Source organism: Pseudomonas sp. TS_SC_3 (assembly GCF_056156225.1).
The window spans coordinates 1,670,943-1,693,144 of record NZ_CM149586.1 but is presented as its reverse complement, the minus strand read 5'-3'; the positions used below and the strand labels follow the sequence as shown (position 1 = coordinate 1,693,144).

At 59.4% G+C, this 22,202-nt stretch carries 18 protein-coding genes; 9 read left to right on the top strand and 9 right to left on the bottom strand.

All coding sequences use genetic code 11. The annotated features are described in order from the left end of the window. Positions 1-14: 14 nt before the first annotated feature. The 6 genes from fabI to AC0J6G_RS08115 are packed head-to-tail and all read right to left on the bottom strand — an operon-like array spanning position 15 to position 8,225. Complete coding sequence (fabI, locus tag AC0J6G_RS08140; RefSeq protein WP_475252974.1) at positions 15-809, bottom strand: enoyl-ACP reductase FabI; 795 nt, start codon at positions 807-809, stop codon at positions 15-17. A gap of 31 nt (positions 810-840) precedes the next feature. Next, positions 841-2,448 (bottom strand): ABC transporter ATP-binding protein, encoded by a 1,608-nt coding sequence (locus tag AC0J6G_RS08135; protein WP_475252972.1) that lies wholly within the window; start codon positions 2,446-2,448, stop codon positions 841-843. A 1-nt stretch (position 2,449) separates the two neighbouring features. Then, entirely contained in the window at positions 2,450-3,469 is a 1,020-nt protein-coding gene (locus tag AC0J6G_RS08130; RefSeq protein ID WP_475252970.1) for an ABC transporter permease, read from the bottom strand. 1 nt (position 3,470) lies between these two features. Continuing rightward, positions 3,471-4,544 (bottom strand): microcin C ABC transporter permease YejB, encoded by a 1,074-nt coding sequence (locus AC0J6G_RS08125; RefSeq protein WP_475252968.1) that lies wholly within the window; start codon positions 4,542-4,544, stop codon positions 3,471-3,473. A 1-nt stretch (position 4,545) separates the two neighbouring features. Beyond that, entirely contained in the window at positions 4,546-6,399 is a 1,854-nt protein-coding gene (locus AC0J6G_RS08120) for an extracellular solute-binding protein (RefSeq protein ID WP_475252966.1), read from the bottom strand. Continuing rightward, entirely contained in the window at positions 6,396-8,225 is a 1,830-nt protein-coding gene (locus AC0J6G_RS08115) for an extracellular solute-binding protein (protein WP_475253647.1), read from the bottom strand. Before AC0J6G_RS08115 ends, AC0J6G_RS08120 begins: the two co-directional genes overlap by 4 nt. A 327-nt stretch (positions 8,226-8,552) precedes the next feature. Between AC0J6G_RS08115 and AC0J6G_RS08110 the strand changes: the two genes are divergently transcribed. Then, a complete protein-coding gene (locus AC0J6G_RS08110) occupies positions 8,553-9,977 on the top strand; it encodes an HDOD domain-containing protein (protein WP_475252964.1) in 1,425 nt (474 codons plus the stop codon). Here AC0J6G_RS08110 and AC0J6G_RS08105 read toward each other — a convergent pair whose 3' ends face one another. Next, positions 9,978-11,555 (bottom strand): lytic transglycosylase domain-containing protein, encoded by a 1,578-nt coding sequence (locus AC0J6G_RS08105; protein ID WP_475252962.1) that lies wholly within the window; start codon positions 11,553-11,555, stop codon positions 9,978-9,980. Between the two features lie 98 nt (positions 11,556-11,653). Further along, complete coding sequence (gene gloB / locus AC0J6G_RS08100; RefSeq protein ID WP_475252960.1) at positions 11,654-12,427, bottom strand: hydroxyacylglutathione hydrolase; 774 nt, start codon at positions 12,425-12,427, stop codon at positions 11,654-11,656. A 197-nt stretch (positions 12,428-12,624) separates the two neighbouring features. On the opposite strand from gloB, the gene AC0J6G_RS08095 reads away from it, so the two are divergent. The 7 genes from AC0J6G_RS08095 to nudC all read left to right on the top strand — a co-directional run bounded on the left by AC0J6G_RS08095 (position 12,625) and on the right by nudC (position 20,610). Further along, a complete protein-coding gene (locus AC0J6G_RS08095; protein ID WP_475252958.1) occupies positions 12,625-13,386 on the top strand; it encodes a methyltransferase domain-containing protein in 762 nt (253 codons plus the stop codon). Between the two features lie 37 nt (positions 13,387-13,423). Continuing rightward, on the top strand, positions 13,424-13,876 hold the full coding sequence (gene rnhA, locus AC0J6G_RS08090) for a ribonuclease HI (RefSeq protein ID WP_475252956.1): 453 nt from the start codon (positions 13,424-13,426) through the stop codon (positions 13,874-13,876). Then, on the top strand, positions 13,869-14,612 hold the full coding sequence (dnaQ, locus tag AC0J6G_RS08085; protein WP_475252954.1) for a DNA polymerase III subunit epsilon: 744 nt from the start codon (positions 13,869-13,871) through the stop codon (positions 14,610-14,612). The genes rnhA and dnaQ overlap by 8 nt, the downstream gene beginning before the upstream one ends. Before the next feature lie 129 nt (positions 14,613-14,741). Beyond that, positions 14,742-17,000, top strand: a complete 2,259-nt coding sequence (locus AC0J6G_RS08080; protein ID WP_475252952.1) for an Orn/Lys/Arg family decarboxylase — start codon at positions 14,742-14,744, stop codon at positions 16,998-17,000. A gap of 237 nt (positions 17,001-17,237) precedes the next feature. Continuing rightward, the gene (locus tag AC0J6G_RS08075) at positions 17,238-18,050 is read left to right on the top strand and encodes a crotonase/enoyl-CoA hydratase family protein (RefSeq protein ID WP_475252950.1); all 813 of its coding nucleotides are present in this window, start codon (positions 17,238-17,240) and stop codon (positions 18,048-18,050) included. A gap of 50 nt (positions 18,051-18,100) precedes the next feature. Continuing rightward, positions 18,101-19,780, top strand: coding sequence for a FimL-related protein (locus tag AC0J6G_RS08070; protein WP_475252948.1), 1,680 nt, complete (start codon positions 18,101-18,103; stop codon positions 19,778-19,780). A gap of 2 nt (positions 19,781-19,782) precedes the next feature. Then, the gene (gene nudC, locus AC0J6G_RS08065; protein WP_475252946.1) at positions 19,783-20,610 is read left to right on the top strand and encodes an NAD(+) diphosphatase; all 828 of its coding nucleotides are present in this window, start codon (positions 19,783-19,785) and stop codon (positions 20,608-20,610) included. On the opposite strand, the gene AC0J6G_RS08060 is transcribed toward nudC, so the two are convergent. After that, on the bottom strand, positions 20,578-21,363 hold the full coding sequence (locus AC0J6G_RS08060) for a TSUP family transporter (RefSeq protein ID WP_475252944.1): 786 nt from the start codon (positions 21,361-21,363) through the stop codon (positions 20,578-20,580). The two genes, nudC and AC0J6G_RS08060, sit on opposite strands and share 33 nt — an antisense overlap. A 189-nt stretch (positions 21,364-21,552) precedes the next feature. Here AC0J6G_RS08060 and AC0J6G_RS08055 point away from each other — a divergent pair, with 189 nt between their 5' ends. Continuing rightward, positions 21,553-22,200 (top strand): hypothetical protein, encoded by a 648-nt coding sequence (locus AC0J6G_RS08055; RefSeq protein WP_475252942.1) that lies wholly within the window; start codon positions 21,553-21,555, stop codon positions 22,198-22,200. The last annotated feature ends 2 nt before the right edge of the window (positions 22,201-22,202 follow it).

The window sequence follows — 22,202 nt, the reverse complement described above, 5'->3', positions numbered from 1 at the left end:
TGCAATTTAACGGCTTACTCTTCCATGGCGCCCATGGCGGTGGTGTTGAAGCCGCCGTCAACATACATAATCTCGCCGCTGACGCCTGAGGCCAGGTCCGAGCAGAGGAAGGCGCCGGCGTTGCCGACTTCATCGATGGTCACGTTACGGCGCAGTGGGGTTTGCTTCTCGTTAGCCGCGAGCATCTTGCGGAAGCTCTTGATCCCGGAGGCCGCCAAGGTGCGGATTGGGCCTGCGGAGATGGCATTGACGCGGGTGCCTTCTGGACCGAGGCTGCCGGCCAGGTAACGGACACCGGCTTCCAGGCTGGCCTTGGCCATGCCCATGACGTTGTAGTTGGGCATGGTGCGCTCGGCGCCCAGGTAGGAGAGGGTCAGCAGGCTGCCATTGCGGCCTTTCATCATCTCGCGGCCGGCTTTGGCCAGGGCGACAAAGCTGTAGGCGCTGATGTCGTGAGCGATGCGGAAGCCTTCGCGGGTGGTAACGTCGGTAAAGTCACCGTCCAATTGGTCGCCCGGGGCGAAACCAACGGAGTGAACGATGCAATCCAGGCCGTCCCACTTCTTACTCAGGGCTTCGAATACCGCCGCAATTTCTTCGTCGTTGGCGACATCGCACGGGAAGCACAGCTCGGCATTTGAGCCCCAGTCAGCAGCGAAGCCTTCAACGCGGCCTTTAAGCTTTTCGTTCTGGTAGGTGAAGGCCAGTTCGGCACCTTCACGGTGCATGGCTGCCGCGATGCCGGAGGCGATGGACAGTTTGCTGGCGACGCCAACGATCAGTACGCGCTTGCCGCTTAGAAAACCCATGGGTGTTGTTCCTCTTCCTGTTTGCAGGTAATTAGTTGGCTGGGGCCATAAAGGCCGCTTCCAGCAACTGCTGTGTATAGATGTCCTGTGGTGCTGCAAAGACACGTGCTGCCGGGCCTTGTTCGACCACTTTGCCCTGTTTAACCACCATCACCTGATGGCTCAAGGCCCTGACCACTGCTAGGTCGTGGCTAATAAACAGATAGGTCAGGTTGTATTTAGCCTGCAGCGAGCGGAGCAGTTCGACTACCTGGCGCTGAACGGTGCGGTCGAGGGCTGAGGTCGGCTCATCCAGCAGGATCAAAGCAGGTTTGAGTACCAGTGCACGGGCAATGGCGATGCGTTGGCGCTGGCCACCGGAAAACTCGTGCGGGTAGCGATGGCGGGTTTCTGGGTCCAGTCCCACTTCCACCAGTGCGTCGATAATGGCCTGCTCCTGCTCGGCTTCGCTGCCCATGCGGTGAATCTGTAAACCCTCGCCGACAATCTGGCCCACCGACATGCGCGGGCTGAGGCTGCCGAAGGGGTCTTGAAACACCACCTGCATTTGCCGGCGTAGCGGGCGAACATCCTCTTGCGACAGGCCGTCGATTGCTTGGCCCTGGAAGCGGATACCGCCCTGGCTGCCGAGCAAGCGCAGAATTGCCAATCCCAGGGTGGATTTACCCGAGCCGCTTTCGCCGACGATGCCCAGCGTATGGCCCTGCGGCAGGCTGAAGTTGATGCCGTCCACGGCTTTGACATGGTCGACAGTACGGCGCAACAAACCCTTCTTGATCGGGAACCAGACGCGCAGGTTGTCGATTTCCAGCATGGTCTTACCCGGCGGCTGATCGACCGGGCCACCGGTGGGCTCGGCGCCCAGCAGCTCACGGGTATAGGGGTGTTGTGGGTCTTTAAACAGCGTTTCGCAGGCCGCCTGTTCGACGATATGCCCGCGCTGCATCACGCAAACGCGGTGGGCAATCCGTCGTACCAAATTGAGGTCGTGGCTGATCAGCAGAATCGCCATGCCCAGGCGTGCTTGCAGTTCCTTGAGCAGCTCAAGGATCTTCAGCTGCACGGTGACGTCCAGCGCGGTGGTCGGTTCGTCGGCGATCAGCAATTCCGGCTCGTTTGCAAGGGCCATGGCGATTACCACACGCTGGCGTTGCCCGCCCGACAACTCATGTGGGTAGGCCTTGAGGCGCTTGTGCGGCTCAGGAATGCCGACCAGTTCCAGCAACTCCAGGGTGCGCGCTGTAGCCGCCTTGCCGCTTAGGCCTTTGTGCAGGACCAGCACTTCGTTGATTTGCTTTTCGATGCTGTGCAGTGGGTTCAGCGAAGTCATGGGCTCCTGAAAGACCATGGCGATACGGTTGCCACGGATGCCGCGCAGTTTGTTCTCGTTCAGTTTGAGCAGGTCTTGCCCGGCGTAGTGAATGCTGCCGCTGGGGTGCTGAGCAATCGGGTAGGGCAGCAGACGCAGGATTGAGTGCGCGGTGACCGATTTGCCCGAGCCGCTTTCGCCAACTAAAGCCAGAGTTTCACCGCGCTTGATGTCGAAGCTGACGCCTTCCAGCACGCGCTGTTTCAGGCTGCCGGTGACGAACTCGACAGCCAGGTCGCGTACTTCGATGAGGGTGTTGGAGTCGGTCATGTTATTTCCTCGGATCGAAGGCATCGCGTGCCGCTTCGCCGATAAACACCAGCAGGCTGAGCATCAGGGCGAGCACGGCAAAGGCGCTGATACCGAGCCAGGGCGCTTGCAGGTTGGATTTGCCCTGGGCCACCAACTCGCCTAGCGACGGTGCTCCAGGCGGCAGGCCGAAACCGAGGAAATCCAGTGCGGTGAGGGTGCCGATTGCGCCGGTGAGGATAAACGGCATAAAGGTCATGGTGGAAATCATCGCGTTGGGCAGGATGTGGCGGAACATGATCGAGCCGTTCTGCATGCCCAAGGCGCGTGCGGCGCGTACGTATTCCAGATTGCGCCCGCGCAGGAACTCGGCGCGCACCACATCCACCAGGCTCATCCAAGAAAACAGCAGCATGATGCCCAGCAGCCACCAGAAGTTCGGTTGCACGAAGCTGGCGAGGATGATCAGCAAATAGAGCACTGGCAGGCCGGACCAGATTTCCAGAAAGCGCTGGCCGACCAAGTCAACCCAGCCGCCATAGAAACCCTGCAACGCGCCGGCAAACACGCCGATGACCGAACTGGCCAAAGTCAGGATCAGGGCAAACAACACGGAAATGCGGAAGCCATAAATCACCCGCGCCAGTACATCGCGGCCTTGGTCATCGGTGCCCAGCAGGTTTTCCGCCGAGGGTGGCGCCGGGGCAGGTACTTGCAGGTCGTAATTGATGCTGGAGTAGCTGTAGCGGATCGGCGGCCAGATCATCCAGCCGTCCTTTTCCTTGATCAGCTCCTGGATGTAGGGGCTTTTGTAGTTGGCCTGCAGCGGGAATTCACCGCCGAAGGCGGTTTCCGGGTAGCGCTTGAATACCGGGAAATACAGTTCGTTGTCGTAGCTCACCACCAGCGGCTTGTCGTTGGCGATCAGCTCAGCACCGAGGGTGACAAAGAACAGCACCAAGAAAATCCACAGTGACCACCAGCCGCGCTTGTGCGCCTTGAACAGCTGGAAGCGGCGTTGATTGATGGGGGACAGTTTCATCTCAACCCTCCCGGCTTTCAAAGTCGATACGTGGATCGACCAGGGTGTAAGTAATGTCGCCGATCAATTTCACCACCAGGCCCAGCAACGTAAAAATAAACAGGGTGCCGAACACCACCGGGTAATCGCGGTTGATTGCCGCCTCGAAACTCATCAGGCCCAGGCCGTCGAGGGAGAAAATCACCTCGATCAGCAAGGAGCCGGTAAAGAAAATGCCGATAAAGGCCGCTGGGAAGCCGGCGATGATGATCAGCATGGCGTTGCGGAACACATGGCCATAGAGCACGCGGTTGTTGCTCAGGCCCTTGGCGCGGGCGGTGACCACGTACTGTTTGTTGACCTCATCGAGAAAGCTGTTTTTGGTCAGTAGCGTCAGAGTCGCGAAGTTGCCGATTACCAGTGCGGTAACGGGCAGCGCCAGGTGCCAGAAATAGTCGAATATTTTCCCGGTGAGGCTCAGCTCGTCGAAGTTGTTCGAGGTCAGGCCGCGCAGCGGGAACCAATCCCAGTAGCTGCCGCCGGCAAACAGCACGATGAGCAAAATGGCGAAGAGGAAGGCGGGGATGGCGTAGCCGACGATGATCAGTGAGCTAGTCCAGACGTCGAAGGCGCTGCCGTGGCGGGTGGCTTTGGCGATGCCCAGTGGAATCGACACCAGGTACATGATCAGCGTGCTCCACAATCCCAGGGAGATTGACACCGGCATCTTCTCGATGATCAGGTCGATAACCTCGGCATCACGAAAGAAGCTCGAGCCGAAATCCAGTTGCGCGTAGCTCTTGAGCATCAGCCAGAAGCGTTCCGGGGCGGATTTATCGAAGCCGTACATGCGCTCGATTTCTGCCACCAGTTCCGGGTCTAGACCCTGCGCGCCACGGTAGTTGGAACCGGCCACGGACACCTCGGCACCGCCGCCGGCAATCCGGCTGGTGGCGCCGTCAAAGCCTTCCAGTTTGGCGATCATCTGCTCGACCGGGCCACCGGGGGCGGCCTGGATGATGACGAAGTTGATCAGCAAAATGCCGAACAGCGTGGGGATGATCAGCAGCAGCCGACGAAAGATATACGCCAGCATCTTATTGCTCCACGTCTGCAGCCGGGTGAGCGGCGGCTTCGTCGGCCACCGCTTCTGGCGATTTCGCACGGGCCCACCAGGTGTGCAGGCCTATGTCGTATTTCGGGCTGACCTTGGGGTGCTCGAAGCGGTTCCAGTAGGCCACGCGCCAGGTTTTGATATGCCAATTGGGCACCACGTAATGGCCCCAGAGCAGCACACGGTCGAGGGCACGAGTGTGGGTGATCAGGCTTTGCCGTGAGTCGGCATTGATCAGTCCGTCTACCAAGCTGTCCACCGCCGGGTCTTTCAGGCCAATAAAGTTGCGGCTGCCGGGGTTGTCGGCGCTGCTGGAGTGCCAGTATTCGCGCTGCTCGTTACCGGGTGAGTTGGACTGGCCAAAGCCACTGACGATAAGGTCGTAATCACGCGAGCGCAGGCGGTTGATGTACTGCGAAACGTCAACGCGGCGAATCACCAGTTCAATGCCAAGGTCCGCCAGGTTGCGCTTGAATGGCAGCAAGACGCGCTCAAATTCGGTTTGTGCCAGAAGAAACTCAAGGCTTACTGGCTGGCCGTTGCTGTCGAGCATGTTGTCACCATCCACACGCCAGCCGGCTTCCTGCAGCAGTTGGTAGGCGCGGCGTTGTTGCTCGCGAATGATGCCGCTGCCATCGGTGACCGAGGGTTGGTACTCGTCGGTAAATACCTGGGGCGCAACCTGTGTGCGCAATGGCTCCAGCAGCTTTAACTCATCAGCAGAGGGCAAGCCGACAGAGGCCAGTTCTGAGTTGTCAAAATAGCTGCGAGTACGGGTGTAAGCGCCATTGAACAGCTGACGGTTGGTCCACTCGAAATCAAACAGCAGGCTCAGGGCTTCGCGCACGCGGCGGTCACTGAACAGCGGGCGGCGGGTGTTGAAGATAAAACCCTGCATGCCCGTGGGGTTGTGGTTGGCGATTTCTTCTTTAACCAGCTGGCCGTTGGCTATGGCTTCGGTGTTGTAGGCCGTGGCCCAATTTTTTGCACTGGTTTCCAGCCAGTAATCGAACTGTCCAGCCTTGAGTGCTTCAAGGGCCACGGTGTTGTCGCGGTAATAGTCGATTTCCAGGGTGTCGAAATTGTAAAAGCCGCGATTGACCGGTAGGTCCTTGCCCCACCAGTCCTTGACGCGCTCATAGCGGATGGAGCGGCCGGCCTGCACATTCGCCACCTTGTAGGCGCCACTGCCCAGGGGCACTTCGAGGTTGCCTTTGCTGAAGTCGCGTTCCGCCCACCAATGTTTTGGCAGCACCGGCAACTGGCCGACGATCAGCGGCAGCTCACGGTTACCGGCATGTTTGAACACGAAACGCACGCGGTGAGGGCTTTCGATTTCCACCTTGTCGACATCGGCGTAATAGGCGCGGTACATCGGCGCGCCTTGGCTCATCAGGGTGTCGAAACTGAATTTGACGTCTTCGGCGGTCACCGGTTTGCCGTCATGAAAACGTGCCTCAGGGCGCAGATAAAAGCGCACCCAGGCGTTATCTGGGGCTTTCTCAATTTTCTCGGCCAGCAGGCCGTATTCGGTGAAGGGCTCATCCAAACTGTGGCGGGTCAGGGTGTCGTAGATCATCCCGATATCGTCGGCGGCAACACCCTTGTTTATAAACGGGTTGAGGCTGTCGAAGCCGCCGAAGCCGGCTTGGCGCAGGGTGCCGCCTTTGGGCGCATCCGGGTTGACGTAATCGAAGTGGGTGAAGTTGGCCGGGTATTTGGGCGGCTCGTCATACAGCGTTTGTGCGTGTTTGGGGCCGGCCAATGCCAGGCTGGCTACGCCAAGCAGGGCAATGCCACTGACGTGGATAAACAGGGCGCGCAATGCATGGGTCATTCAGCGTTCTCCATGGATTTCAGCCACCAGGTACGCAGGCCCAGGGTGTAGGGCGGCGTGGTGACGAAGGCAAATCGGTTGCGGTAGGCCAGGCGGTGGTAATCGATGTACCAGTTCGGGATGCTGTAGTGCTGCCACAACAGCACGCGGTCAAGTGCACGAGTGGCAGCAACTTGTTCGGCTCGGGTTTGCGCGGCCAGAAGTTTTTCAATCATCGCATCAACCACCGGGTGGGTAACCCCGGCGTAGTTGCGACCCCCTTTGATCTTGGCTTGTGAGGAGTGGAAATACAGCGACTGCTCCAGGCCTGGGCTGAGGGTTTGCGGCAGGGTCAGCAGAATCATGTCGAAGTCGTATTGATCGAGGCGCTGCTTGTACTGGGCGCGGTCGACGGTGCGCAGGTTAGCTTGAATGCCAATGCTGGCAAGGTTCTCGGTAAAGGGCTGGAGAATGCGTTCAAGGTTGGGGTTGACCAGCAGTATCTCGAATCGCAGCGGTTGCCCTTCACTGTTGAGCAGGCGTTGGCCGGAGGGCTTCCAGCCGGCTTCGGCCAATAGACCGAGAGCGCGGCGCAAGGTTTCTCTAGGGATGCCTCGGCCGTCAGTCTGCGGCATGCTGAAAGGCTCGCTGAACAGGCGTGACGGCAGTTGTTTGCGATGGGGCGAGAGCAACAGCCATTCCGCGCCTTCCGGTTTGCCGCTGGCCGAGAACTCGCTGTTGGGGTAGTAGCTGTTGGCGCGGGTGTAGGAACTGTTGAACAGCGCGCGGTTGGCCCACTCGAAGTCAAACATCAGGCCCAAGGCTTCGCGCACTTGGCGCTCGGCAAATACCTCGCGGCGGGTGTTCATAAACAACGCCTGGGTCTGGGTTGGAATCTGATGAGGGATCTCGGCGCGGATCACTTCGCCACGGCTCAATGCCGGAAAGCGATAGCCGTTGGCCCAGTTCTTCGCCTGTTGTTCGATATAGATGTCGAATTCACCGGCCTTAAACGCTTCAAAAGCCACATGGCTGTCGCGGTAGAACTCCACGTCGACCTGGTCGAAATTGTATTTGCCGCGATTGACTGGCAGCTTGGCGCCCCACCAGTCCTGGACCCGCTCAAAACGCAGGCTGCGACCGGGGCTGACCTGGGTAATGCGGTAGGGCCCGCTGCCCAGCGGTGGCTCATAAGTGGTGGCCTTGAAGTCGCGGCCTTTCCAGTAGTGCTGCGGCAGCACTGGCAATTCACCCAGGCGCAAGACCAGCAGGGAGTTGCCGGCACGCTTGAGCACAAAACGGATGCTGTGGCGGTTGAGGATGTCGACCCGCTTAACTTCCTGCAGATTGGTGCGGTATTGCGGGTGACCCTCCTTGAGCAGCAGGCGGTAGGAAAAGGCCACGTCATAGGCGGTGATCGCTTTGCCATCGTGAAAGCGCGCCTCGGGGCGCAGATTGAACACCACCCAGCTGCGATCATCGCTGTATTCCACCGACTCGGCGATCAGGCCATAGCTAGACGCCGGCTCATCACCGGAGGGGTCATAGGCGCCGGTGCCGACCATGAGCGGTGCATTCAGCTCGTTGACCCCGTACTGCAGGAAGTTGGCACTGCTGATCGGGCTGCTGCCCTTGAGTGTGTAGGGGTTGAGCGTGTCGAACGTGCCGTTGGCCATCATCCGCAGCGTGCCGCCTTTCGGGGCTTCCGGGTTGACCCAGGCGAAATGGGTGAAGCTGGCGGGGTATTTCAGCTCGCCAAACTGGGCGTAGCCGTGGCTTTTATACAGAGTGGCCCAGGCAGATGAACTGATGGCCATGCAGAGAAGTAACGAGAGGAGGGGACGTATCAAGTGAAATATCCGATCCGTGGCGTCTTATGGGCTGCTGGTCAGGCACATTAACAGCTTGTATCGGCTGGAAAAAGGGTAGGCTCGCGCCTCGTTCTGTTGGCGTTTCGCGCAACCTGCGCGGGCGAGTCAATTTTTGCGCAATGTGGCCTGTATCGACGCTCATTGAGTACCAGCCAACTGCGCTTCCAGTGCACTGCATTGGGCACAAAACCTGCTGCGATGTTGCCGACAATGAAGCAAGACGACCCTAAACAATAGTGGCACTTTGGCTACACTGAATTAACTAATTCCGAGGGCATTATTTTGGTACCAGCCTGCCATGGTTTGCAGTCATGGATTGATCACTTCAACCAAGCCGAATTACCTGCCCTAGGTGCGGTGGTGCAGGATTTGCACCGTCTTACTCAGGGCGACAAATCGTCTGTGCAGCAATTGGCAGATGTACTGCTACGCGACGCCGCCTTGACCACCAAGGTGCTGCGTATCGGCAATAGTGTGTATTACAACCCGTCCCAAGAGCCCATCCGCACCATCTCCCGTGCGATCGTATTGATTGGCTTCGATAACGTGCGTCAGATCGGCCTATCCGTCAGCCTTATCGACGGCTTGCTCGCGCGCAGCTCTCGCGATCAACTCGGCGAGCTGCTGGCGCGTTCTTTTCATGCCGCTGTGCAGGCCCGCAATATCGCCGGTTATGTGCTGAGCAGAAATGATGAGGAAGTGTTTATCGCCGCTTTGCTGCATAACGTCGGCGAATTAGCGTTTTGGGGCTGCGCCGGGGATGCGGCAGATGATCTGGCCAGCGCACTGGCTCAGCCGGGTGTTGATGGCGATGAGGTGGTGATGCAGCTGCTGGGCACCAGCTTTCGCCAGCTGAGCCTGGCGTTGGTGAAAAGCTGGAACCTGGGCGACACCGTTAGCCTGGCGCACCAGTCAACCAGTGAGAATGACCCGGCCGTCAAAGCCGTGATCCTGGGCGCGAAGATCAGCCAGGCCGCGCTGGATGGCTGGGACACGCCCGCCATGGAAGCACTGGTCGGCCAGCTGGCCACCTTTATCGGGGTGACGCCACAGGAAGCCATGCAGCAGGTGTTGGCCAGTGCGGAAGAGACCGTGAAGATGGCGACGACTTTCGGCGCCAGCCAGCTGTGCAAGCTGATCCCCAATACCGATCCGGAACAGATTCGCTTGCAGCAGGAACAGCGCAAGGCGCGCCTGCTGCAGCCCAATATGCTGATTTTGCAGCAGGCCTTGCAGGACCTCGGGCTGCTGGTCTCGCGCAGGGGGGATTTGGGCTTGGTGCTTGATACGCTGTTCAAGGGGCTGCATCAGGGGGCGGGGCTGGAACGCATCATGTTGGTGGTGCTAGCAGATCAGCAGAGCTGCTTTCGCGCCAAACGGGTGATTGGCGAAGGCACCGACAGCTGGGCGCATGACTTTACCTTGCCGGTTTCGCAGCGCGAACAGCCGCATATATTCAGTTACGCGCTGCGTAACAAAGAGGCACTCTGGATGGGCGTGCCGGCCAGTTACAACCTCAATGAGCTGGTGACTCAGCCGATTCGCCAACGCCTGGGGCAGGGTATGTTTTTTATCGCCCCGCTGTTGGCCGGCACCCGGGAAATTGGCTTGCTGTATGCCGATTGCCGGGTATCCGGGCGGGCGTTGAAGCATGAACAGTTTGTCGCTTTTCAGCGCTTTACCCAGTTGACCGGGCGTTGCCTGGAGGCCATGAGCAAAAAGGCTTAATCAGTCCGCGCTGTACAACGTCAACGTTTGGCCTGGTTTGAGCGCCTTGCCGGCTTTGGGGTTCCAGGTTTGCAGGCTCTTCATCGGCACCTTGAAGCGCTTGGCGATCAGGTACAGCGAGTCGCCGTGGCGCACCTTGTAATAGGTCGCGCTTTGGCGTGCTGAGTTAGCACGGCTGCCGCTCCCGCCAGTGTTAGGTGTAGCCGCTTGCACGGTAAGCACCTGACCGACGCGCAGGCTGTTACCGGAAAGCTTGTTCCAGCGCTGCATATCCTTGACGGCAACCTTGTGGTTTTTGGCGATCTGCCAGAGGTTGTCGCCGTTTTTCACCCGGTAGGTACGGTTGGGCGCGCTGTGGGCGACACTGCGCTGAAATATTGGCTCGCGCGTCGGTACACCGGGTTGCGCAGGGATACTCAGCATCTGGCCGATGCGCAGGTTGTTGCCGGCCAGCTTGTTGATGTCCTTCAAGGTGTTTACGGTCAACTGATGGCGGTTGGCGATGCTGTGCAGGCTGTCGCCTGAGCGCACGCGGTATTGCTGCCAGTCCACCCGCTCCTGCGGCTTCATCAGGGACAGGTTGGCGGTGAGTAATTCGGCCTTGTCGGTCGGCACTAATAGATGCTGGGGGCCGTCCAGGGTGATGCCCTTTTTGAACGCGGGGTTGAGCAGGTACAGCTCGTCCTCATCCAGGTCAGCCATGGCGGCGACGCGTGAGAGGTCCATGCGGCGAGTGAATGCGACCTTCTCGAAGTACGGCTCGTTGGCAATCGGCGCGAGGCTGACGCCATAGGCTTGCGGCGCCATGACCACCTGCGACAGAGCCAGCAGCTTGGGGACGTAATGCTGGGTTTCAGCCGGTAGCGAGAGGTTCCAATAATCAGTCGGTAAACCGAGTTTCTGGTTGCGTTCAATCGCTCGGCTGACGCGGCCTTCACCAGCGTTGTAGGCCGCGAGTGCCAGCAGCCAGTCACCGTTGAACATTTCCTTGAGACGCATCAGGTAGCTGATCGCCGCATCGGTTGAGGCCATTACATCGCGGCGGCCGTCGTACCAGCTGGTCTGGCGCAGGTTGAAATGGCGCCCGGTGGAGGGGATGAACTGCCAGAGCCCGACGGCATGGGCGTGGGAATACGCCAGCGGGTTATAGGCGCTTTCGATCATTGGCAGCAGCGCCAGCTCCATCGGCATATTGCGCTGCTCCAGGCGCTCAACGATGAAGTGGATATACGGGCTGCTGCGCTCGCCGGCTTTTTCAATAAAGGAGGGATTGCTGACAAACCACAGGCGTTGCTGCTCGATACGCGGGTTGAGGGTAATGGTGTCCTGCAGCTGATAGCCGTTGCGTACCCGCTCCCAAATGTCTTTGGGTTCATCGGGGGGCGGCGCCACGCTGCTGTTGAGCCATTCCGGCTCTTGCTCTAAACCAATGGCGCGGTCAGTGTCGCGGCCGCTGTCAGGGCGGTACTGGTTGCTGGTCTGGCAACCGGCCAGGGTTACACACATGATCACCACAAGCGTCTGAGCGCTTTGTGCCAATGCCTTTAAATTCAAGGTCTTGCGTGGTGATAGAGGCATTGGCGGCGATGTACTTCCCGGCGAAAAGGTCGAGCGATTCTAGGAACCAGCATGGCCCTGGTCAAGTTTTAACCAGCCTTTTGTGGGTTCGTCGAGGTTTAGAAGTGATCCTTCCAGGCACGTAACGCTGCGAACACCTGCACTGGTGAGCGGCTTGCAGGCCCCTCGCGCTCGCTGATACGGGCGCCGACCGACGGTTGCGCGCTGCGCAAAAACGGATTGGTGACACGCTCCAGGCCAATCGAGGACGGCAGGCTGATTTGCCCAGCCTCGCGCCATTGGCTGACCTGCTCTAGGCGTTGGCTGATGTCTGGATTATCGGGCTCAACGGCTGCGGCAAAGCGCAGGTTGCTCAGGGTGTATTCGTGGGTGCAGTACACCTGAGTCTGTTCGGGGAGGGCGGCCAGGCGACTGAGCGAGTGATGCATCTGCTCGGGGCTGCCTTCGAACAGGCGACCACAGCCGCCAGCAAACAGCGTGTCGCCACAGAACAGCCAGTGCTGCTCGGGCTGGATATACGCGATATGGCCAAGGGTATGCCCCGGCACTTCAATGATGTCAAAGCGGTATCCGAGGATCTCGGCCTGGTCACCGTCCTTTAGGGCCAGATCACGCCCGGGGATTTTCTCGTTAGCCGGGCCGAGCACACGTGCCCCCGTAACAGCCTTGAGGCGCTCGACACCACCAACATGGTCAAAGTGATGGTGGGTAATCAGGATATCGCTCAAGCGCCATTCGGGATTGGCCGCCAGCCAGGCCTCCACCGGCGCGGCGTCACCTGGGTCGACAACCGCGCAGCGTCGCTGTTCAGCGTCCTGCAGGAGCCAGATATAGTTGTCAGAGAATGCAGGCAGTGCGTCGATTTTAATCATGAGTAGGTCGCTAAGCAGGGCACAAAGGTGCATCTTAGGGTGCAAAGTTGGTGCTGGCTACGCTGCACAATCTGCTGTGTGTCGGCCCCGCTGCGTTAAAAACAGGCTGGGTACGCGGTGGGCGGTTAATGCGCTGAAGCGCAGCCCGCCACGAGCCATATTCGAGCCCGGTCGTGATTAATAAGGAAGTCGCCCCTATGTCCGATCACCCTTTTGCCCACGCTGACAGTGAATGGCTCAGTCTTATCGCGGCAGCGCGCGGCTGGTTGGAGGGTCCGCTCGGGCAGTTGCTGCTTGAGCAGGAACGACAGCTATTGGAAGACGAACTGGTGCGTTTCTTCGGCGGCTTTCTGGTGCATTACGGCCCAGCTGCCGACGCGCCGCCAAATGCCCAACAGATCCAGCGCAGTGTGCGCGTGGGTGCACCGTTCAAGGGCGTGGAGATCGTCTGTGAGGAGCAATCCTGGCCATTGATCGAGCATGCCGCCGATGTGGTGGTGCTGCAGCATGGCCTGGACTTCAGCCTGTCGCCCCATGGTTTGCTGCGTGAAGCTGCGCGCAGCGTGCGTCCCGGTGGCCATTTGTTAATCGTGGGCATCAACCCGCTCAGCAGTTGGGGCGTGCGTCATTTATACACGCGTGACGCCCTGCACCAGGCCCGCTGCATTGCGCCTAGCCGTGTATCTGACTGGTTGCGCCTGCTGGGGTTCGCGCTGGAGAAACGCCGCTTCGGGTGCTATCGTCCGCCGCTTTCTTCGCCGGCCTGGCAGGCGCGTACCGCTGGCCTGGAGCGTTTCGGCGCGTCCTGGCAGCCCCCAGGTGGCGGTTTTTACCTGCTGGTTGCACGCAAGCTGGTGGTCGGTCTGCGTCCATTGCGTCAGCCGAGCCGGCAAAAGGTCGGCCAGTTATTACCGATGCCCGTGGCAAAGGTCAGTCGCCGCGAGACAGAGCCGAAATAAAACCGGTTGGATTAATTGAGCGAGAGATTGCAGATACATGAGTGAACAGGTCGAGATCTACACCGACGGTGCCTGCAAAGGTAACCCTGGCGTTGGTGGCTGGGGCGCGTTGATGATTTTCAAGGGTGTGGAAAAAGAGCTGTGGGGCGGCGAGAGCGACACCACCAACAACCGTATGGAAATGACCGCCGCCATCCGTGCCCTGGCCGAATTGAAACGCTCGTGCGATGTACGCTTGGTGACCGACTCGCAGTACGTGATGCAAGGCATTCAAGACTGGATGCCCAACTGGAAGAAGCGCGGCTGGAAAACTGCCGCCAAGCAGCCGGTGAAAAATGCGGATTTGTGGCAGCAGCTCGATGAGCAGGTTAATCGGCATAACGTCACCTGGCAGTGGGTGCGCGGCCATACCGGCCACCCCGGTAACGAGCGCGCTGACCAGTTGGCCAACCGCGGTGTTGATGAAGTCAGAGGATTGAAGCATGCGTAGTGTGGTACTGGACACGGAAACCACGGGTATGCCGGTGGCCGATGGTCATCGGATCATCGAAATCGGTTGTGTTGAGCTGATTGGTCGACGCCTGACAGGGCGGCATTTCCACGTGTACCTGCAGCCGGATCGCGAGAGCGACGAGGGTGCTATCGCCGTTCACGGTATTACCGATGAATTCCTCAAGGATAAACCGCGCTTTAAAGAAATCGCCGATGAGTTTTTCGAGTTCATCAAAGGCGCGCAGCTGATCATCCATAACGCCGCGTTCGACATCGGCTTTATTGCCAACGAATTTAATTTGTTGGGCCAGAGTGAGCGTGCCGAGCTTAGCGATTACTGCTCGATCCTCGACACCTTGATGATGGCCCGTGAGCGCCACCCAGGGCAGCGCAACAACCTCGACGCCCTGTGCAAGCGTTACGGTGTCGACAACTCCGGCCGTGACCTGCACGGCGCCTTGCTCGATGCCGAGATCCTGGCCGACGTCTACCTGACCATGACCGGTGGGCAGACCAATCTGTCCCTGGCCGGCGATGGTTCGGAAGGCGACAGCAACGGTCGCCAGCAACCCAGTGCAATCCGCCGCTTGCCCGCTGAGCGAGCGCGCACGCGAGTGATCCAGGCCAGTGCTGCCGAGCTGGCCGAGCATGCCGCGCGCCTTGCAATCATCGAAAAGTCTGCGGGTGCGCCGCCGCTGTGGGTGCAGATGGAGCAGCCAGCAGCCGAGGCTTGATAGCACCGCGAGTTATCCACTCGCGACCTTTTCGTACAGCGTCACACAGAGGGGGTTCCGCCTGGCGGAGCCAGCCTCTAACCTGAGGCCATCGGCAGGCCCGTACCTGCCAGTCTCAGGGACGCCACAATGTATAAAGACCTAAAGTTCCCCGTCCTCATCGTGCACCGTGACATCAAGGCCGATACCGTGGCCGGTGATCGCGTACGCGCTATCGCTCAAGAATTGGAGCAGGACGGCTTCAGTATTCTCTCCACCAGCAGCTCCGCCGAGGGGCGCATTGTTGCCTCCACCCACCATGGTTTGGCCTGCATTCTGGTGGCCGCCGAAGGGGCGGGTGAGAACAGCAACCTGTTGCAGGACATGCTTGAGTTGATCCGCATTGCTCGCCGTCGTGCGCCGCAGCTGCCGATTTTTGCCATTGGTGAGCAAGTCACCATTGAGAACGCGCCGGCTGAGGCGATGATTGATCTCAACCAGTTGCGCGGCATTCTTTATTTGTTTGAAGACACTGTGCCGTTCCTCGCCCGCCAAGTGGCCCGCGCGGCGCGCAATTATCTGGATGGTTTGCTCCCCCCTTTTTTCAAGGCGCTGGTGCAGCACACCGCACAATCCAACTACTCCTGGCACACGCCCGGTCACGGCGGCGGCGTGGCCTATCGCAAGAGCCCGGTGGGGCAGGCGTTTCACCAGTTTTTCGGCGAGAACACCCTGCGCTCCGACCTGTCAGTGTCGGTGCCGGAGCTGGGTTCACTGCTCGATCACACCGGCCCGCTCGCTGAGGCTGAAGCCCGCGCGGCGCGCAACTTTGGTGCGGATCACACCTACTTTGTGATCAATGGCACCTCGACCGCCAACAAGATTGTCTGGCACAGCATGGTTGGCCGCGATGACCTGGTGCTGGTCGATCGCAACTGCCATAAGTCGATCCTGCATTCGATCATCATGACCGGCGCGATCCCGCTGTACCTGTGCCCGGAACGTAATGAGTTGGGGATTATCGGACCGATCCCGCTGAGCGAATTCAGTCGAGAATCGATCCAAGCCAAAATCGATGCCAGCCCGCTGGCGCGCGGCCGCGTGCCGAGCAGCAGCGGGGCGATGGTTAAGCTGGTGGTGGTGACCAATTCGACCTACGACGGCCTGTGCTACAACGCCGAGCTGATCAAGCAGACCTTGGGCAACAGCGTCGAAGTGCTGCATTTCGACGAGGCTTGGTACGCCTACGCGGCGTTTCACGAGTTTTACAGCGGGCGTTATGGCATGGGTACCGCGCGCACCGAAGACGCGCCGCTGGTGTTTACCACCCACTCGACGCACAAGCTGCTGGCGGCGTTCAGCCAGGCCTCGATGATTCATGTGCAGGATGGCGGTGTGCGCCAGCTGGATCGGGATCGTTTCAACGAAGCCTTTATGATGCACATCTCCACCTCGCCGCAGTACGGCATCATCGCTTCGCTGGATGTCGCCTCGGCGATGATGGAAGGGCCGGCAGGTCGCTCGCTGATTCAGGAAACCTTCGACGAAGCGCTGAGCTTTCGCCGCGCATTGGCCAATTTGCGGCAGAACCTCAGTAGCGACGACTGGTGGTTCAGTATCTGGCAGCCGGCCAAGGCCGAAGGCACCGATGATGTGGTGACTCAAGATTGGCTGCTGCAGCCGCAAGCCGATTGGCATGGCTTTGGCGATATTGCTGAAGATTATGTGCTGCTCGACCCTATCAAGGTGACCCTGGTAACGCCGGGCCTGACCGCCGATGGCAAGCTGGCCGAACGAGGTATTCCGGCCGCAGTGGTCAGCAAGTTCCTCTGGGAGCGCGGCCTGGTGGTGGAGAAGACCGGGCTGTATTCCTTCTTGGTGCTGTTCTCAATGGGCATTACCAAGGGTAAGTGGAGCACGCTGCTGACCGAACTGCTGGAGTTCAAACGCAGCTATGACGCCAACCTGCCGTTAAGCGATGTGCTGCCCTCGATTGCCCAAGCCGGCAAGGCGTTCTATCAGGACATGGGGCTGCGTGACCTGTGCGATGCCTTGCATGCCTGCTACCGCGAGAACGCCACGGCCAAAGCCCTCAAGCGCATGTACACGGTGCTGCCAGACGTGGCGATCAAACCGGCCGATGCCTACAACCAGCTGGTGCGTGGTGAAGTGGAGGCGGTGCCGATTGAGCAGCTGGAAGGGCGTATTGCGGCGGTGATGCTGGTGCCGTATCCGCCCGGTATTCCACTGATCATGCCCGGCGAGCGTTTTACCGCGCAGACCCGCTCGATCATCGATTACCTGGCCTTTGCCCGTACGTTTGATCGCAGCTTTCCGGGTTTTGATGCCGACGTGCATGGCCTGCAGCGTGAAGGCGGGGTTTACACCGTCGACTGTATCAAGAGCTGATGCTCGCTGGCCGGCTGCTTACCCAGTCGGCCAGTGGTGGGCGAGCGTAACCGTGCGTGGTTACCTCAATAGATCAAGCGCTTATCCCCGCTAGGTAAAAACGAGCTTAAGGTGAATGACGTGTTGTGCGTCACAGTGGCCAGCATCGACATTTGTCGGTTGGTTGTTATAGTTGCTCGATTTTTAGCATAAGAACCCGTTCGTTGCGCGCCTGCGCCCCAGCTGAGGATGACTGCCGTGTCCGACTACAAAGCCTTTAATGTCGTGTTGGCAGATAAGGTCGCCCATGTGGTGATCAATCGCCCGGAAAAAGTTAACGCGATGAACGCCGATTTCTGGTGTGAAATCATCGACATCTTCTGCTGGATTGATGACACCGATGAAGTGCGCGCGGTGGTGATCTCGGGGGCGGGTAAGCATTTCTCCTCAGGCATCGACCTGATGATGTTGGCTTCGATCGGTAGCCAGCTGGGCTCTGATGTTGGGCGTAATGCGGAAAAATTGCGGCGCAAGATTCTTGACCTGCAAGCCTCGTTTAACGCCGTGGATAACTGCCGTAAGCCGGTATTGGCCGCTATTCAAGGCTATTGCCTCGGTGGCGCGATTGATTTGATTTCAGCCTGTGATATGCGTTACTCGACGGTCGATGCACAATTCTCGATCAAAGAAATCGACATCGGCATGGCCGCCGACGTCGGCACCTTGCAACGCCTGCCACGCATTATTGGCGACGGCATGATGCGCGAACTGGCCTTTACCGGCCGCACCATTGCCGGTGAAGAAGCGCGCAGCATCGGTTTGGTCAACCGCACCTATGCAGACGCCGATGCGCTGCTTGACGGGGTTATGGGCATCGCCCGTGATATCGCCAGCAAGTCGCCAGTGGCGATTCGCGGCACCAAACAAATGATTCGCTACATGCGTGATCACCGCGTAGATGACGGCTTGGAATACATCGCCACTTGGAATGCCGCGATGCTGCAATCGGCGGACCTGCGCGTGGCCATGGCCGCTCATATGAGCAAGCAGAAGCCGGAGTTCGCGGACTGATGCTGCCCTTCCAGCTGTTTTTATTACCCACGCGGGAGGTGCAATAGCTCATGGTTTCTGGAGCCACGTCGCTTAATCTGGTGCGCGATGAATTGTTCACCACGATGGAGGAGGCGGAGTCGAGCCTCGAACACTTCATCGCCGACCGCCATAACGGCAGCTTGCTGCAACAGGCCGTGGAAAACCTGCATCAGGTTCGCGGTACGTTGAACCTGATCGAGCTGGCAGGTGCCGAGCTGCTGGCGCAGGAAGTACTGGATCAGGCCACTGATATCCCTGCTGGCGCCGGTGAAGAACGCGATGTGCAGCTTTCTGCCTTGAGTAATGCGCTGCATGTGCTGCGTCGGTATTTGGAAACCGTCGAAGCTCATCGCCAGGAAATGCCCGAGTTGTTGTTGCCGGCGATCAATGACCTGCGCCAAGCCGGTGGTCAGCCCGCTTTGCCGGAGAGTTTCTTTTTCAGCGTGCGTCTTGACCACGCCCGTCCACGTACTGCACCGCCCACCCTTGATGGTGCTGCGCGCGAGGGCGAAAGCCGGCGTCTGCGGCATATGTACCAAGTGGGGTTGCTGGGCTTTATCCGCGAGCAGAACCCGCAGGCCAGCCTCAAGTTGATGGGGCGCGCGTTGGGCCGACTCGACGGCCTATTTGCCAACGAGCCGCGTGGTCGCCTGTGCTGGGTCGGTGCGGCGGCAGTAGAGGCGCAGGGGGATGGTCAACTGCTGGCACGCAAGTCGCGCAAACAGCTGTTTGCACGATTGGATCGTGAGTTCAAACAAATGTTTGCCAACGATCAGTACGAAGCGCCCCGCGGCCTGCTCAAAGAATTGCTTTATTTGGTCGCCCTGGCGGATACCCGCGGGCCGCAAGCGGCGGCGTTGAGTGAGGTGTTTGGCCTGACCCCGCTGCCTTTCACCGACCACTTATTAGAAGAGGAATACCAGCGCCTGGCCGGGCCAGGTCAGGCCGTGATGCGGTCGCTGAGTTCGGCAATCCACGAAGAGCTCAACAGCGTCAAAGATATGCTCGACCTGATCGAGCGCGGTACGCTGCAAAGCGACAACCTGATCAGCCTCCATGCCTTGCTGGGTAAGTTGAGCAAGACCCTCGGCATGGTCGGTCTAAGTTCTGCCGGCAACGCCCTGAACGCTCAGCTGCCGACTGTGGCCAGCTGGAGCGAGGCCAACGCGCCGCAATCGCAAGCCTTGAACAAGTTGGCCGATGCCGTGTTGTACGTTGAAGGCATGGTCGCCAGCCTGGAGAGTGGCGAGCGCCGAGAGGCGCGAGTGACCCAGGCGCAACCGGGTAATGAAGCCGAATCCTTTGCGCTGCATCAGCTCAATGAGGCGCGCATTGTCGTGATCGATGAGGCGCAGGCAGGCTTGGCCTTGGCCAAGCGAGCCATCACCGCGTACCTAGAGTCGGGTGGCGAGCGCATGCACTTGTCCAATGTACCGTTCAGCTTGCAAGCCGTGCGTGGCGGGTTGTGGTTCCTCGGTCAGGAGCGCGCCGCCTTGCTGGTTGGTGCCTGCGCCGATTACATCCAGCAGCACATGTTTGACGCGCCGCAGATGCCATCTGAGCAGATGCTGGAAACCCTTGCCGATGCCCTGAGCAGCCTTGAGTACTACCTGGAAGCCGGCGCAGTGATGCGCCCCGACACTCAGCCAAGCGTGCTCGACCTTGCCGCCGAAAGCGTGCGGGTACTCGGTATGCCGCTGGAGGCTTAACTATGCAGCACTGGCAAGCCAGTTTTCTCGATAACCAACAACCGGGTGGCTGGGTTGTTGTGCACTTCAAGCAACACTTTCTCGCCGACAGCAACGGTGTGCTGTTCCCCCGTGAATGGTTGAAGAAGCAAGACCTGCCGATTATTGCTGAGCATGGCCTGGGCTATTTTAAGGGGGATGCGATTTACCTGTTGGAGTTGGGGCAGCCCTCTGACTTGCCAGGTTGCACTTGGCAAAGCCTGCGCCAATTCATGTTGCACGGTGATGCTGATACCTTCAAATTGCTCAGCTATGCCACGCAAATCGGCACCTGGGCTAGCCAGCATCGCTTCTGTGGCAGCTGCGGCGGGGGCATGCAGCATGTGCCTGGCCAGCGCGCCATGCATTGCCCACGGTGCGAGCTGCAGCATTACCCACGGCTTTCCCCAAGCATGATCGTGCTGGTTACGCGCGGCGATGAAATCCTGCTGGCCCGTTCCCCACGCTTTGTCTCAGGGGTCTACAGCACCCTCGCAGGCTTTGTTGAGGCAGGGGAGTCAGTCGAGCATTGCGTGGCCCGAGAGGTGCGGGAAGAGGTGGGCGTCGAAATCAACAACCTGCAGTATCTGGGCAGCCAGGGTTGGCCTTTTCCGCATTCGTTGATGCTGGGGTTTCATGCCGAATACGTCTCGGGCGATATCGTCATGCAGGTCGATGAAATCGAGGATGCGCAGTGGTTCAGCGTGTATGACCTGCCGCCATTACCAGCGGCACGCTCGATTGCCCGTCACCTGATTGATGTGTACGTGGCGCGCCGATTAGGCCAACCCGAACCAGTGCTGCCAGGCTAGACGTAAGGTTAGGCCGAGTACCACCAAGATAAACACCGGGCGGATAAACTTCGAGCCGCCCTTGATCGCGGTGCGTGCCCCCAGAAACGCACCGACCATCAACGCCAACCCCATGCACAGGCCCAGCAACCAGGCCACTTGCCCGCTGATGATAAATACGCTCAGGGCGCAGATATTGCTGACAAAGTTCATGCTGCGCGCCACGCCGCTGGCTTTGACCAGATCGAGCGGGTAGAGCAGCAGGCTGCTGACCGTCCAGAATGCGCCTGTGCCAGGGCCTGCAACCCCATCGTAAAAGCCCAGGCTCACACTTTGCGGCCACTGCCTACCCTTGGCGATAGGCGCATCGGTGAGTAACGGCGCGGTCGGGGTTTTCCCCAGTAACAGGTACAAGCCGCAGGCAAATACCACGGCTGGTAGCAACTGGTTCAGCCATTGCGATGGCAGCCATTGCGCCATGGCCGCGCCCAGCAATGCGCCTACTGCCGTGCCGATTAGTGCATTACGCCACTGGCTGGGATCAAATAATTTACGCCGGTAGAAGGTGTAACTGGCAGCGGCCGCGCCAAAGGTCGAGCTGAGTTTGTTGGTGCCCAGCGCCAAGTGGGGCGGTAGGCCGGCAGTCAGCAGCGCAGGAATGGTCAGCAAGCCGCCGCCGCCGGCAATGGCATCGATAAACCCTGCTATGAATGCGACCAAGGCGAGAATTGCCAGCGTCGACAGGTCAACGCTGAGCTCAAAGGGGAAAATCATCAGAAGTTACCGGAAGAAATAGTGAGCGCGTCTGGTGATGGTCTGAGCGTGCGGCGGTTAACCGCCGCGTCGACCCAATAGCCGGGCATAAAAGCATGTTCTGCGTCTAATTGTGCCGCTCTCTTGCTGTTCGCCAGCTGGCGAGCTGCGCATAATGCCGGCAATTTCAAGCATAAGGAATGCACAGCAATGCAATACGGCGGTCTGGCATGGGCAACAGCATTGTTGGCGCTACTGGTGGCGTTGGTTGCGGCGCGCATTTTGTTTAACCGCCACTGGTTTCTGGGTTGGTTGCGCGGCACCTGCGGCCTGGCATTTCTTGCATTAGCGGTGCTGATTGGGGTGCTGGCTAACGATTTGCGCAGCTATGTGCCCATTGCCGAGGATAAGCCGCTGGCAACCCTGAGCTTCAAGGCCGACGGCCCGCTGTATCGGGTCACGCTGCTGGAGGGCGATCGCGAACGTAGCGTCACCCTGGAGGGGGATCTCTGGCAGTTAGATGCGCGCTTCCTGCAGTGGAAGGGCTTGGCAGCATTGATTGGCCTGCAGTCGGGTTATCGCTTGGAAAAACTCTCGGGACGCTTCCTCTCCATTGAGCAGCAAAGCCAGGCGCAGCACACCCGTGTCGAATTGGCGCGCAGCCCCTATGGCATCGATTTATGGCGCTGGCTGCGGCTGGGGCAACATGATCTGTTTGTGTTTGATCCGCAGGCGCGCCGGGTCACCTACCTGCCGCTCGCCGATGACGCGGTTTACAGCATCAACCTGACCCCTGCAGGTTTGCTCGCAGAGCCGATGAATACAGCGGCCAAGCAGGCATTGAAAGACTGGCAGTAGGG